Source organism: Streptomyces phaeoluteigriseus (assembly GCF_001896135.2).
Lineage (GTDB): Bacteria > Actinomycetota > Actinomycetes > Streptomycetales > Streptomycetaceae > Streptomyces > Streptomyces phaeoluteigriseus.
Map to the genome: position 1 here is coordinate 542,755 of NZ_MPOH02000016.1, position 13,165 is coordinate 555,919.

Here is a 13,165-nt window from a genome sequence, read left to right on the forward strand (position 1 = left end):
CTCGACCTGCACGGACGCGGGTCCGTCAAGGTGCGGCGGCAGCCGGGGGACGTTCCCGGGACCTCGGGCCGGGGCCTGGCCGTCGGCAGTCGTCCGGTGCTGGACGGCCGGGGACCGCGTCCATGACGGCGAACCGACTCGGCGTGTCCGTCGGGGGCATGGAGTCCGGTGCCGGTCGCGGTGGCACCCAGGTCGAGCCCGGGAGCGAGCCCCACGGCCTCGGCGAGCCGGGAGCGCTCCTCCTCGATCACGACCGTGTACGCGGAGAAGTCCTGACCGGTCGGCAACGGGGCGGGGCAACGCCGTCGCGTCAGCGGTCGCGCCGGCCGCGGTGCGCAGTGACGACGACCGGCGGACGGCGGCGGGACGGCGGGGTTCGCCAGGCGCTTCGCTGCCGTATCCGGTCATGCGTGCGCGGGCCTTACGAGGACAGGCACCGTGCCGGGCCTGACCGCCCCCCGGCGTACACCGCCACTTCACCGGCGCGCCCCGTCGCCGGCGCCCGCTCGCTCCTGCGCGTCGGGCGGTGATCGGCGGGGAGGCGTGGCCGGCGACCTCTCCGGTGGTGCCTCGTCAGCTGGCGACGGCGGAGTCCCACAGCTGCGTGAACTCGGCCGGTGCGGAAAGGGACTTGGGGCGGCATCTGTGCAGGAGAGGTCCGTCGGTGCTCGCGTTGAGGATGTCGGCCTGGAGCCGCTGGAGTTCCTCCGAGGGACCCAGGCCCAGTTCGCGCCTGAGTACGGAGTAGAGGTTCTGGTAGGCCTGGAGGGCCTCGGCCCGGCGGCCGGCGCGGTGCAGTGCCGAGATGAGCCGGCCGTGGAACCACTCGTGCAGGGGGTGGTCGTTGACCAGAATGCGCAGCTCCGGGAGGATCTCCCGGTAGCGGCCCAGCCGGAACTGGGTCTCCACACGGAGTTCGAGGGCGCGGATCCTGAGTTCCTCCATGTGGGCCATGCGGCCGGAGAGCACCCCGGCGACCGGCACGTTGCTCAACATGGGGCCGCGCCACAGACCGAGCGCCCGGTCGAGGTGCGCCGCCGCTCTTTCCGGTGCCTCCTGGAGGAGTTCCTGCTGGGCGAGTCGCACGAGTTCCTCGAAGACACATGCGTCGACTTCGTCTCGGGCGAGGTCGAGGAAGTAGCCGGGAGCCTGGGTGAGCAGCAACTTCCTCTTGTCATCGGTGACTTGGGCGTCGTGGAGCATACGACGGGCGTGGTAGACGTGCGTCTGGAGGGTGCGGGGTGCGCCGCTCGGCGGGTTCTCCCCCCAGAGTTCACGGACCAGCGTTTCCGCCGCGACGGGTTCGCGTGGCTGGAGTGCCAGGACGGCGAGCATCTGACAGACCTTCGGAGCCTTGGGAGCGAACGTCTCGCCTTCATCGGTAGTGATCCGGAATGGGCCGATGAGGTGGAACTGCACTGGCCGCACACTCCTTCCGCCGCCGTCCGGCGCTCGTGGCCGTGTCCGGTCGGTCGATCCGGACAGCTGAGACGGTAGGCGGCGGAAGACTGTGAGTCTTCTGTGCGAGGCCGAGAGTGTCACATTACCGGACGGTAGGTTGGTTACTGTGGGGCCCGTCACGCGCGTGCCGCGGGGTGCAGGGCGGGCAGCACGGCGCTGTCCTCCAGGGCTACGGCCAGGTGGGCGGCGGAGGCCAGGGTGACGTGGCGGTGCCAGCCGGGAAAGGACCGGCCGGCGAAGTCCCGTATCCCCACCTTGTCGGAGATCGCGTGGAAGTCGCGCGCGACGACGTGGGGCAGCGCGGTGAGCCACAGGACCAGCGGCAGCGGTTGGAGGCCACCACCGGCCAGCCACAGCTTCCCGGGCCTGGTGTCCGCCCCCCGCCACTCGCCGACCAGCGTCATGCCACCGCCTCCCGCGGCGGCCGGCTCGGCGGCGGTGACCGGTATCTCCACGGCCGTCACAGGGCGTTCACCGGTGTTGACCTGCTGCCTCAGGCTGACGAGGGAGGAGGCCAGCTCCGCCGCGGTACGCACCCTGTCGCCGTACGTCGGCAGCTGCGACCGGTCGATCCGTAACTGCTCCTGAGGGTCGACCCGCACGACGAAGGGGACCCCGGCCGAGGTGAAGTGCCGGGCCAGGGCCGGCGCGTCGATGCCGTCGACGTCCACCACCACGGGACGGTGGCGGACCTGGGGGATGCCCGCGATGGCGGCGACGGCCTCGCGCACGCAGTCGTCCAGGGAGTCGGCCGTGACTCCGGCGGGGATGCCGGCCCGCTGCCGGCGAGGACTGCTGAGCCAGCGGCCCGACAGCCGCAGGCGCCAGTCGATCGGCACCGCGGACCTGCCGGACACCAGCCACGCCCCCACCGCCTGCTGACCGGTCACGGTCTGACCCATGTGCGGGAGGAAGTGCTGGTCGACACCGATCGAGTGCAGACCGACCTTGGGGATCACCGTGGACCTGACGACCCAGGCGTCCGGCGCCAGGTTCCTCTGCACGTACTGCGCCAGTGCGTGGCGCACCGGCATCCACTCCCACGGCGACTCGCTGATGAAGTGGTGGACGCTCTGCTGCGCCGCGCCGCCCTCGAACTGGGCGGCGATGTTGCGCAGCGTCTTGCGCCCCGGCACGGTCAGCAGGCCGCGCACGTACCGCTCGGCCTTGAGTCGCTGGCCACTGCGCTGCAGGGATCCGAAGAGGTGAGCACCGAGTTCTTCCAGCAGGGACTCGCAGGACGAGTCCATGTGTGTGCAGACGGGTTTGAGCAGGCTCAGACGCACGGATCCCCCAGTTGACGTCGGTCATGCGTTCGACGAGGTGGCGCGTAACGCACGCACCCGCCCGTCCACTCTTACATAAACCGTCAATCAGTCCTGTTTATTTGCGCGAAGATCGACCGCCTCCGGGTGCCCGCGGCCATCGACGTCCGCCGGAGCCGCCGACACCGCGTCAGGACGGCGGAACCGCGACGGACTTCTCGTCCGACCGGGCGGCTGCCAGCAGGTGTTCGGCCCGGTAGTGGGAGATGTCCAGCTTGGCCAGGACCTCGGCAGGCACCACGCTGGGCAGCACGAGGGCGAACAGGGCCGACACCTCCTGGGACAGGTCGCGGTCGGGCAGCGTCTCGGTGACCAGCTGGACACCGGTCCAGGCCCCGACCAGGAGCCGGGCGATCTCCGCCGGATCGACGTGGAACCGGAGTTCACCCCGCTCCTTGGCCTCCGTGAGTAGGTCCGTCGACACGGCGATCCAGTCCGGCCAACGGGTGCCGAACAGGGACCGTGCCTTGGAGTCGACGGACAGTCGTATCGAGGCACTGAGCACGGGTTCACGGGGGACGCGGTACGCCAGCAGAAGCGCCAGATCCACCCACTCCTGCAGCTTCAGCGCCTGCGGCACGAGCCCCTCCCTGGTCACGGCCTCGTCGAGCACCGCGCGTGCCAGCTGCTCCTTCGACGTGAAGTGGAAGTACACCCCGCCCCGGGTGAGTTGGGCACGCTCGATGAGCATGCCGATGGTGCTGGCCTCGTAGCCCAGCTCGTTGAACATCCGAGCGGCGGCCTCGAGGATGGCCCTGCGTGTACGGATGGCGCGTTCCTGTCTGGCCACTCACTCCACCATGACCTTTCCTTTACTGGTGCTTGAACTCACACTTACTCAGTCTCCGAAACCGGACGGAGGGCCGGTACTTTAACAACGCAACTCACGCAGCTGCCTTGTAGGCCGGATCCAAGGGGGAGATCTTGCCCGAAGTCCCTGTAGCGCCACGCTGTTTACCCAGCCCTCGGGGGGAATCGCCCTCCCGGTTGCTCCTCGGCGCCTACACCCACCTCAGACACGCCGAAGCCGTTCTCGTCCAGAGTTGGCGGCGCGTGAGCGAGAACGCGTTCACGCTGTGCCTCCGTTGGCCCGCCGCCCCGCACGGACAGCCGTACGATCCGCGCATACTCACCCAGACGATCAGACAGAGCGGCCTGACCGTCGCGCACGCAGAGTACGAGGTTCCGCTCGAGCACCACACCATGCTGAACTCCCTCGACCTCACCGTCTCACCGGACTTCCGGGTGTCGGACACCGGTCCTTCGACGCTGGTCGTCGACATCACCGTCTCCCCGGGCAGGAGCGGCCGTCGTGCCGCTCACGCGATGCACATGGAGATCCGGACGTCCCCGGGCGGCGATCCCGTGGTGCGGGCCGACACCGAGTTCGCGTGGATCTCCCCGGCCGCGTACCGACGCGTGCGCGGCGACCACCTCACCGTCGACTGGGGCGACTGGCCCCTCCCCGCCCCCGTCGACGCCGCACTCGTCGGCCGAAGCCGCGCCGCGGACGTGGTGCTCGCGCCCACGGCCGTGCCGCACCGCTGGCAGCTGCGCAACGACGTGAGCAATGTGCTGCTCTTCGACCACCCCGTCGACCACGTCCCCGGGCTGGTCCTGTGGGAGGCGGCTCATCAGGCTGTCCAGGCGCTGCTCGCCCCGGTGGTCTCCCTGCCCGTTTCGGTCACCACCACCTTTCTGCGCTATGTCGAGTTCGGGGAGCCGTGTCTGATCGACGCTCGGGTGATCGGCCCGGCCGGTCCGGGCGGTTCGCCGTCCGGGTCACGGGCGCCCAGGCCGACGCGCCGGCCTTCACGGCGGACATCCGTACGGTGACGCGGCCGATGCCGTGAGACTCCCGGACCGGGGAGTGCGCCGCGGCCACCGCGGCCGGACGCACTCCCCGGTCCGCTGTCACTGATCGACCGGAGGCCGCCGAGACCCCGCCGTCGCCCGCCCACAGCGGCCCGTCGGCCGGCTCCCCGGTCCGCTGTCACTGGTTGACGAAGCCGCCGTCCACCGGCATCACCGTGCCGGTCAGGAAGGGACAGCGGTCGCTGAGCAGCCATGCGGCGGCCTGTGCGACCTCCTCCGGCTCGGCCGTACGCCCCTGGGGCGTCAGGGAGTTGACCAGATCCTGAAGCCCTGGGTTGCGGCTGAACCAGTCGAGGGTGATCTCGCTGCGTGTGGTCCCGGGGGCGATGGCGTTCACCCGGACACCCTGCTTGGCGTATTCGTCGGCGGCGGCCCGGGTCAGCCCGACGACCGCGTGCTTGGACGCGATGTACGGGGCGGCCGTGGGGATGGCCACCAGACCACCGACACTGCTGTTGTTGACGATGGAGCCGCCGCCGTTCGGCAGCATGGCGGCGATCTCGTGGCGCAGGCAGTTGAAGACGCCCCGGACATTGGTGTCCATGACACTGTCGTAGACGTCGTCCGACATCTGGTGCAAGGGGGTGCGGTCACCACCGATCCCGGCGTTGTTGAACGCCGCGTCGAGCCGACCGTACCGCGCGACGACGAAATCCACCGCCCTCGCTACGTCCTGCGCGACGCGGACGTCGCCGACCACGTACGCCGCCTCCGCCCCCTTGTCGCGCAGTTCCCCCACGAGAGCGGCCAGCCGCTCCTCCCGCCGAGCGGTGACCACGACCACCGCCCCCTCCTCCGCGAACACCCGTGCCGCCGCCTCGCCTATGCCGCTGCTCGCGCCGGTGACGAGTACGGCCTTCCCCTTCAGAAGATCACTGGTCATGGCGGGAGTCTGACAGGCGGGGGCGGCGGGCGTGATTACCGCGCGATGACTGCGACCTCGACCGCCCGTCATACGCTGCGACGGCTCGGTCCCGGCACGTGAGGACGTGGCCCTGCGGCCCGTCGTCCAGCTCGTCGGGAAACCACGGCTCCCTAGGAGATTGCCTTGCTCGGTGCATGCCCTGGCGACGGCGCCGAACCGCGTCCCACGCGACCGTGGCAGGCCGCCGAGTTCGGGCCCCGGATCCATGGCATCCATCTCGACGGCGAGTGTGCCGGCGGCACCTGCTTCGCCCTCTTCGCCGCGCAGCTGACGACCGACCGGGCGGTCCGCTTGCGCGGCATGTCCCGGGTGCGGTGCCGGGTGGCACCGGACGACCACGCAGGCATCGCCGTGGCCGAGCGGCTCGGCATGCCCTTCGAGGGTGTCGGCCGCGGCCACCTTCCTCATCGTGGCCGACGCCCGAACCCGGAGGTCCGGTCCGTCCTGGCCGAGGAACGGACGGCCGGTCCGCAGCGCCCCGCACACATCGGCACCTGAACCCGCGGCCCTCCTCCGCTTTCCCCGGCTCGCCACCGGGGTGAGAGCGGATGAGGCGCGCCATGCCGTCAGTGAGAGAAGAGAATCGGAGATTCCTGTGCGCGTCTTGTTCACCGTCTGGCCCGCTGCGGCACATCTCTTTCCCAGTGTGCCGCTCGCCTGGGCCCTCCAGGCAGCGGGACACGATGTCCGTGTGGCCTCCCGGCCCGCCCTCGCCGGTCCGACCACGGCCGCCGGACTCGCCGCCGTCTCGCTCGTCGACGAGAACGACCTCCCGCGTTCCGTCGGTGCCGCGACTCCGGCTCCGGAGGAGTCGCGGCAGGCGTGGTCGCGCATCACCGAGGCGATGGCGATCGACCCCGTCGACCCCGTGGCTCCGCACATCTGGCGCCTCCAGCGCGACTATGTCGCCCCGGCGCTGAACGACCTGCAGCCCGCCGACGCCCCGCCCGACCGTCCTCAGCCCGTGCTGGACGCGCTGGTCCGGTTCTGCCGGAGCTGGCAGCCGGATCTGGTGCTCTGGGACCCCACGATGCCGGCCTCCGCCGTGGCGGCCAGGACCGTGGGAGCCGCCCACGCACGCCTGCTCTGGGGGCTGGACCACGTGGGGTGGTCGGTGGACCGTTACGCCCGGCGCAAGGACGAGCTGGGGGAGGCGCTCACCGACGTGGACCCGGTGGTGGCGGCGGTGCGCGCGATGGCCGAACGGTACGAGATGGCGTTCGACGACGAACTGCTGCACGGTCAGTGGTCCCTGGATCCCATGCCGCCCGGGATGCGGTTGCCCACGGGGCGTCGAACCGTGCCCATGAGCTGGGTCCCGTACACCGGGTCCGGCGTCCTGCCCGAGTGGCTGCACGAGCGCACCGGCCGACCGCGCGTGGCCCTCACGCTGGGCGCGTCGATGCGCGCCTTCAGCAAGGACAGCAAGCCACTGATCGCCAATCTCCTCGAAGCCGTCGGCGAGTTGGACATCGACGTCGTGGCCACGCTGAACGCCGCACAACTCGAGGGGATCGACCGCGTGCCCGACAACGTGCGGACGATCGACTACATGCCGCTCTCCCACCTGTTGCCGACCTGCTCGGCGGTGATCCACCACGGCGGGTACGGCACCATGTGCGCTGCCGCGGCTGCGGCGGTGCCGCAGATCGTCGCGATGGACGGCGACGCGGTCATGGAAGGGCCGATCAGCGCGCATTACCTGACCGAACAGGGCGCGGGCCTCCGGCTGGAGCACGCGGAGTGCTCGGTGGACGACATCCGCAAGATGGTCATCAGGGTCCTGGAGGAGCCGTCCTTCCAGCGGGCCTCGGAGGGGCTGCGCCGTGATCTCCTCGCCTCCCCGAGCCCAGCCGACGTGGTGCCGGTTCTCGAACGCCTGGTGGCGGAGCACCGCGCAACCGTCTGAACACGGCGCCGGTTAGGGCTGGTTAGAGCGTTCTTACTAGCGCCCGTGCTAGCCTGAGCACTTGTTAGAACGATCGATTCAATGGGCAGCGCGTAAGGGGTCTTCATGCAGAAGCAGCCGGTCACCGTCATCGGGCTGGGCCCGATGGGCCATGCGATGGCCAGCACGTACATCGACCACGGCCACCGGGTGACCGTGTGGAACCGCACCGCGAGCAGGGCCGACGACCTCGTGGCCAAGGGGGCCGTGCTGGCGTCCAGCCCGGCGGAGGCGCTGTCGGCCAGCGGGTTAGTGGTCCTCAGCCTGACGGACTACGACGCGATGTACGCCATTCTGGAACCCGCCACGCATGCGCTGTCGGGCAAGGTCGTCGTCAACCTCAGCTCGGACACCCCTGAGAAGGCACGGGAGGCGGCCAAGTGGGCGGCACGCCATGGCGCCGAGTACCTCACGGGTGGCGTGCAGGCTTCTCCCACGGGTATCGGCGACCCCGAGTCCTTCTCCTTCTACAGCGGCCCCCAGCAGGTGTTCGAGTCGGTCAAGGAGACCCTCGAGGTACTCACCAAGACCGACTACCGGGGTGAGGACCCCGGCCTGGCCGCGCTGTACTACCAGCTCCAGCTGGACGTCTTCTGGACCGCCGCGCTCGCGTACCTGCACGCGCTCGCGGTGGCCGACGCCCACGGGATCAGCGCACAGGACATGCTGCCGTACCTCTCCGGCACGGTGGGCTCGATGCCGGACTTCTTCGCGTTCTACACGCCCCGCATCGACGCCGGCGAACACCCGGGCGACGTCGACAGGCTGGCCATGGGCGTGGCCAGCGTCGACCACGTGGTGCAGACCGCCAAGGACGCGGGCGTCGACGCCGCACTGCCCGAGGCGGTCCTGGAGATCTTCCGGCGGGGCGTCGACGCGGGACACGCGGCCGACAGCTTCACCAGCCTGATCGAAACCTTCAGGAAGCCCACGGCCTGAACCGCTTCGAGGGCGCGCGTGCACACCGAACGGCGTGCGCGCGCGCCCTCGGCATGTCGACTCACTCCTGTCCGGTGGCCGCCTCTCGGTCCCCGTCGATCAGCCGGGCCAGGTGCCTGCCCGCGGCCTCCAACGGCGCACTGCTCCTGGTCACCTGAGCCGTCAGCTCGGCGCCCTCCAAGATGCTGATGACGGTGTGCGCCAGTGCGCGGGCGGCGTCCTCCGCCACCCCCGACTCCGTCAGCCTGTCGAAGACCAGGGCGTGCCATCGCACGAACGCCTCCGACGCCGCCGCCTGGATCTGGGGAAGACGGCCGGAAGCGCCCAGTGCCGTGGTGGTGATGGGGCAGCCGTCCATCCAGTCCGACGCGCGCAACCCGTCGGCGAGTCTGCGGGTGAGGAGCACCATCGCCGCGGCCGGGTCCTCCTCTTCGTCGAAGACGGCGCGCAGTTCGTCGACGAACTCCCGGTTGCCGCGGTTGAGCGCCTCGAGGGCCAGTTCCAGCTTGCCGCCGGGGAAGAAGTGATAGACCGAGCCGAGCGTCGCGCCTGCCTCGGCGGAGATCTGCTTGATCCCCGTGCCGTCGTATCCCTGGCGTTGCATCAGTCGTGAGGCCGCCCGGGCGATGCGTTCACGGGTGGCGACGACGGGCTCGGGGGCGTCCGCCGACCGTTTCTCGTCACTCATGGGCTTCGTCTTCACAGTGCGAGGCTACCAGGTAGAGCGTTCTTTCCAGAGGTGGCGACCCTCATGATCCCGAGCCGGAATTACCGGAATTACCGGCTCATTGACGGTGCCCCGATACGGTCCGTGCGAACCGAGCGGTACGCAATTTCCCCCGCCGCAAGGACCGTTGCAGAGAAAGAAGGCCGAATGGTCGCCACGGAGAAGGATTTCCTGAAGGTGCTCGAAGCGATTCGAGAGATCGCTCCGACCCTCCGAGGCAACGGCAGACGCGCCGAGGAGGAGAACTGGATTCCGCGGACCAACATCGAACTGCTGGAAAGCACCGGCCTGTTCGGCGCCGCGGTACCCGAGCGCTTCGGGGGTCTCGATCTGCCCGCCGAGCAGCAGGCCGCTCTCCTCACGGAGACGGCACGAGCCTGCGGCTCGACGGGCTGGGTCTCCGTGGTCTGGGTGACGACGGCCTGGATGGCCACCCTCTACCCCGACACCGCGCAGGAGGAGGTGTTCGCGGACGGCAAGGTGCGCATTTCCGGCGGCTTCACGCCCTCCGGCACTCTCGTCCCGACCGAGGGCGGCTACGTCCTGAACGGGTCCTGGCGGTTCAACACCGGTGTTCTCGGCGCCCATTGGAACGTGTGCACCGCCCTGGTCGAGCACGAGGACGGGCAGGTCGAGGAAGTGTTCCCGCTGGTGCCCACCGGTGAGCTGACCACAGCCGACGACTGGGACGTCTTCGGCGCCGCCGGCACCGGCAGCGTCACCTCGACCGCGAAGGACGTCTTCGTCCCCGCGCACCGCGTGGTCGACGCAGCGGTGTACGAGTCGGCCACAGCGGATCGGTGGAACGCACACCTCACCGGCCGCAACTACAGCCTGTTCAGCTACATCCTGGCCGTCACCACATCCGTGTTCATCGGCCTGGCCAAGGCGGCCCTGGACGAATTCGCCGCGCGCCTGCCCGGAAAGGGCATCACCTACACGAACTGGTCCGAGCAGAAGGAACACCCGCACATCCAGTTCCAGGTGGCCATGGCCGCCAACAAGATCGCATCCTGCGAAGGGCTTCAGCGGGCCCTGCTCGAAACCGTGCAGCGACGCGCGGACGACGGGGAGCAGATGACGCTGGAGGAAAAGGCCACGGTGCGCGGCCAACTCGCCTTCGTGGCACAGACCACGAAAGAGGCCGTCGCCATGCTGCTCACGCTGAGCCCGGCCTCCTCCATCACGCGCGGCATGGCGCTGCAGCGCATCCACCGGGACATCACGGCGCTCTCGCTGCACGGTCTGCTCGCCCCGATCGGCTCGCTCGAGGCCCAGGGCCGAGTTCTGCTCGGGCTGGAACCCGGCACCGATTACCTCTGACCACGCCTCCGCGTCAGCCGCCGGACGACCCGGTCGGCGACCGCGCGGGCTCGTACTCCGAGCCCGCGCAGCGACGTACGAACAGAACAACCAACAAGGAAGATCCGTGACATCTCGCGAAACCGAACCGGCACGTCATCGCCGTATCGCCCGGCGCCCCTTCCTCAAGGCAGCGGGAGCTGCCATGGTCGTCGCGTCCGTCGGCGGCGTCGGGTCCGCCCAGGCGGCCGACCGGCGCGGCGCGGCGGCGGACGAGTCCGCGGACGCCCTCATCATCGGTGCGGGCTATGCCGGTGTGACCGTGGCTCGTGAACTGTCCGCGCGCGGGATGAAGCCGCTCGTCCTGGAAGCCAGGAAGCGCACTGGCGGCCGCATATGGACCGACACCTTCTCCGGCGAGCAGGTGGAGATCGGCGGCGGCTGGGTGGGGGAACAGCAGGCGCTCGTGCAGCGGGAACTCACCCGCTACGGCATCACCACCAGCCCCGACATAGGTCCGGAGCGCATGCTGCTGCCGGGTGACAGCGGCCTGGAGAGCATGACGCCGGAGGAGGCCGTCGGGGCACTCGGTCCGCTGTGGGCGGAGTTCTACCGCGGCTCCGAGAGCTACTTCGAGCGCCCGTACGAGCCGCTTCACCGCAGGGACCTGCTCGTGGACGTGGACGGTCTGTCCCTCGCCGACCGGCTCCGGCAGCTCTCCCTGTCCCCCAGGGAATTCCACCGGCTGAACAGTGAGACGTCCCTGTACTCCGGCGGGCCGAGTTCGATCGGCGCACTCACCGGCATGTCGCAGTGGTTCCAGCTCGCCGGCGGGAACTACGAGAGCTTCCTGTCGATGAACCAGAAGCCCGCGGGCGGCATGATCTCGCTGCTCCGGGCCATGCTCGCGGAGGCCCGGGCCGAGGTGCGCCTCCAGTCGGCGGTCACCAGGATCACCGAGTCCAACGGTGCGGTGACCGTGGAGGTATCGAGCGGGAAGCGGTACACGGCCCCGCTGGTGGTCGTCGCGACTCCGACGAACGTGTGGCAGGACATCGTCTTCCAGCCGGGCCTTCCCCCTGCCCACGCGACGGCGGCACGACAGGGAATCGGCGTCCCGCACTCGAACAAGCTGTGGCTCCACGTCCGTGGCCGGACGGAGGCGCTGTTCGCCCAGACGCCGGAGGGCTCCCCCATCAGCATGATGCTGCCGCAGCAGCAGCTGGCCGACGGGCGTCTGATGGTCGCCTTCGCCGGACCGTCCCTCGACACCAGTGACCCCCTGGCCGTGCAGGAAGCCGTCCGGCAGTTCCTGCCCGGCAGTTCGCTCATCCGGTACCGGACGATGGACTGGGGCAGGGACCGGTACGCGCGCGGTGGCTGGGGCCTGCGCAGGCCCGGCCAGTTGCTCAACCTGTTTCCGCGGATCGAGGAACCGCACGGCCGGATCCTGTTCGCCGGCGCGGACATCGCGCGGGGTTGGCACGGCGCCTACATAGAGGGCGCGATCGAGTCCGGGCTGCGTGCCGCGAGCCAGGCTGTCGCACTCGTTGGGTGACGGACGCCGAAGCGCCGCCGCGGATCCTCCGGTCCGCGGCGGCGCTTCGCCATGTGCCGTGCCGCCGGGGGACGGGCTCTCGCGCCCGAGCCCCGCGGAGCGACACGGCGCCGGTCACCGCGCCCAGGCCTCCGGGCCGGGGCCGCCCCTTCCCACGGGTGGGAACAGCTCGTCGAGGGTGCGCAGCACCTCGTCGTCGAGGCTCAGTCGTGTGGCCCGCAGGGCTCCGTGCAACTGCTCCACGCTGCGCGGGCCGATCACCGGGGCCGTGACGCCCGGGCGGGACATGACCCAGGCGAGACCGACCTCGGCGGGGTCCGCCGAGAGGTCCGCGCACAGCTTCTCGTACGCCGTGACGGCCTCGCGGTGGTCCTCCAGTGCCTCCGCCGCCCGGCCCTGGGCGCTCTTCACCGCGCTGTTCTCGGACAGCTTGCGCAGGGCCCCGCCGAGCAGTCCGCCGTGCAGCGGTGACCACGCCAGTACGGCCACTCCGTAGCGCAGGCAGGCCGGGATCACCTCGAGTTCGACGTGCCGGGTGACGAGGTTGTACACGCTCTGCTCGGACACGATGCCCAGGAAGTGGCGGCGCGTGGCGGCCTCCTGGGCCTCGGCGATGTGCCATCCGGCGAAGTTGGAGGAGCCCACGTAACGCACCTTGCCCTGCTGGGTGAGGGTGTCCATCGCCTGCCACACCTCCTCCCAGGGGGCGTGCCGGTCGAGGCGGTGCATCTGGAACAGGTCGATCCAGTCGGTGCCCAGGCGCCGCAGCGACGCGTCGCACGAGGCGATGATGTGACGGGCCGAGAGCCCGGAGTCGTTGGGCCAGTCGCTCATGGGACTGGCCACCTTGGTCGCGAGGACGACCTTCTCGCGCCGGCCGCCGCCGCGGGCGAACCAGGAACCCAGGAACTCCTCGGTGAAGCCCTTGTGCTTCTGCCAGCCGTACTGGTTGGCCGTGTCGATGAAGTTCACGCCGTGGTCGAGCGCGGTGTCGAGGATGGCGTGGCTCTCCTCGTCGCTCGCCCTGACCCCGAGGTTCAGGGTTCCCAGGCATATCTCGCTGACCTTGAGGGCGGTGCGGCCCAGGTGGGTGTAGCGCATGGCG

12 protein-coding genes and 1 pseudogene are annotated in these 13,165 nt (G+C 70.1%); 6 read left to right on the plus strand and 7 right to left on the minus strand.

The genetic code is table 11. The features are described from left to right. Positions 1–122: 122 nt before the first annotated feature. From aspA to BM536_RS27085, 4 genes and pseudogenes are all read right to left on the minus strand, one after another. A pseudogene (gene aspA, locus BM536_RS43220) lies at positions 123–284 on the minus strand (aspartate ammonia-lyase); the annotation flags it as partial. 289 nt (positions 285–573) lie between these two features. Beyond that, the gene (locus BM536_RS27075) at positions 574–1,335 is read right to left on the minus strand and encodes an AfsR/SARP family transcriptional regulator (RefSeq protein ID WP_245873795.1); all 762 of its coding nucleotides are present in this window, start codon (positions 1,333–1,335) and stop codon (positions 574–576) included. A gap of 242 nt (positions 1,336–1,577) precedes the next feature. Further along, entirely contained in the window at positions 1,578–2,747 is a 1,170-nt protein-coding gene (locus BM536_RS27080; RefSeq protein WP_245873797.1) for an IS701 family transposase, read from the minus strand. Between the two features lie 169 nt (positions 2,748–2,916). Next, the gene (locus BM536_RS27085; protein WP_073493443.1) at positions 2,917–3,576 is read right to left on the minus strand and encodes a ScbR family autoregulator-binding transcription factor; all 660 of its coding nucleotides are present in this window, start codon (positions 3,574–3,576) and stop codon (positions 2,917–2,919) included. A 263-nt stretch (positions 3,577–3,839) separates the two neighbouring features. On the opposite strand from BM536_RS27085, the gene BM536_RS27090 reads away from it, so the two are divergent. Continuing rightward, complete coding sequence (locus BM536_RS27090) at positions 3,840–4,622, plus strand: ScbA/BarX family gamma-butyrolactone biosynthesis protein (protein ID WP_143650972.1); 783 nt, start codon at positions 3,840–3,842, stop codon at positions 4,620–4,622. Between the two features lie 157 nt (positions 4,623–4,779). On the opposite strand, the gene BM536_RS27095 is transcribed toward BM536_RS27090, so the two are convergent. Beyond that, positions 4,780–5,544, minus strand: a complete 765-nt coding sequence (locus tag BM536_RS27095) for an SDR family NAD(P)-dependent oxidoreductase (RefSeq protein ID WP_073493439.1) — start codon at positions 5,542–5,544, stop codon at positions 4,780–4,782. Positions 5,545–5,709: 165 nt separating this feature from the next. Between BM536_RS27095 and BM536_RS27100 the strand changes: the two genes are divergently transcribed. From BM536_RS27100 to BM536_RS27110, 3 genes are all read left to right on the plus strand, one after another. Then, positions 5,710–6,084 (plus strand): GNAT family N-acetyltransferase, encoded by a 375-nt coding sequence (locus BM536_RS27100; protein WP_073493437.1) that lies wholly within the window; start codon positions 5,710–5,712, stop codon positions 6,082–6,084. A 148-nt stretch (positions 6,085–6,232) separates the two neighbouring features. Next, positions 6,233–7,495 carry a nucleotide disphospho-sugar-binding domain-containing protein gene (locus tag BM536_RS27105; protein ID WP_342748843.1) on the plus strand — a complete coding sequence of 421 codons (1,263 nt, stop codon included), beginning with the start codon at positions 6,233–6,235 and terminating at the stop codon, positions 7,493–7,495. A 105-nt stretch (positions 7,496–7,600) separates the two neighbouring features. Continuing rightward, positions 7,601–8,473, plus strand: coding sequence for an NAD(P)-dependent oxidoreductase (locus tag BM536_RS27110; RefSeq protein ID WP_073493433.1), 873 nt, complete (start codon positions 7,601–7,603; stop codon positions 8,471–8,473). A 61-nt stretch (positions 8,474–8,534) separates the two neighbouring features. On the opposite strand, the gene BM536_RS27115 is transcribed toward BM536_RS27110, so the two are convergent. Further along, positions 8,535–9,161 carry a TetR/AcrR family transcriptional regulator gene (locus BM536_RS27115; RefSeq protein WP_073493432.1) on the minus strand — a complete coding sequence of 209 codons (627 nt, stop codon included), beginning with the start codon at positions 9,159–9,161 and terminating at the stop codon, positions 8,535–8,537. Positions 9,162–9,284: 123 nt separating this feature from the next. Between BM536_RS27115 and BM536_RS27120 the strand changes: the two genes are divergently transcribed. Together BM536_RS27120 and BM536_RS27125 are read left to right on the plus strand one after the other, a co-directional pair. Then, positions 9,285–10,523 (plus strand): acyl-CoA dehydrogenase family protein, encoded by a 1,239-nt coding sequence (locus BM536_RS27120; RefSeq protein WP_245873799.1) that lies wholly within the window; start codon positions 9,285–9,287, stop codon positions 10,521–10,523. Positions 10,524–10,629: 106 nt separating this feature from the next. Further along, positions 10,630–12,060: a flavin monoamine oxidase family protein gene (locus tag BM536_RS27125; protein WP_073493428.1), complete on the plus strand. Its 1,431-nt coding sequence runs from the start codon at positions 10,630–10,632 to the stop codon at positions 12,058–12,060. A gap of 114 nt (positions 12,061–12,174) precedes the next feature. Here the strand turns inward: BM536_RS27125 and BM536_RS27130 are convergent, their stop codons facing one another. Further along, a complete protein-coding gene (locus tag BM536_RS27130) occupies positions 12,175–13,161 on the minus strand; it encodes an aldo/keto reductase (protein WP_073493426.1) in 987 nt (328 codons plus the stop codon). Positions 13,162–13,165 lie beyond the last annotated feature (4 nt).

Bases quoted from the DNA above. Each gene is read 5' to 3' on its own strand.
- BM536_RS27075 (WP_245873795.1), bottom strand. From the start codon at position 1,335: ATGCTCGCCGTCCTGGCACTCCAGCCACGCGAACCCGTCGCGGCGGAA.
- BM536_RS27095 (WP_073493439.1), bottom strand. From the start codon at position 5,544: ATGACCAGTGATCTTCTGAAGGGGAAGGCCGTACTCGTCACCGGCGCG.
- BM536_RS27110 (WP_073493433.1), top strand. From the start codon at position 7,601: ATGCAGAAGCAGCCGGTCACCGTCATCGGGCTGGGCCCGATGGGCCAT.
- BM536_RS27115 (WP_073493432.1), bottom strand. From the start codon at position 9,161: ATGAGTGACGAGAAACGGTCGGCGGACGCCCCCGAGCCCGTCGTCGCC.
- BM536_RS27130 (WP_073493426.1), bottom strand. From the start codon at position 13,161: ATGCGCTACACCCACCTGGGCCGCACCGCCCTCAAGGTCAGCGAGATA.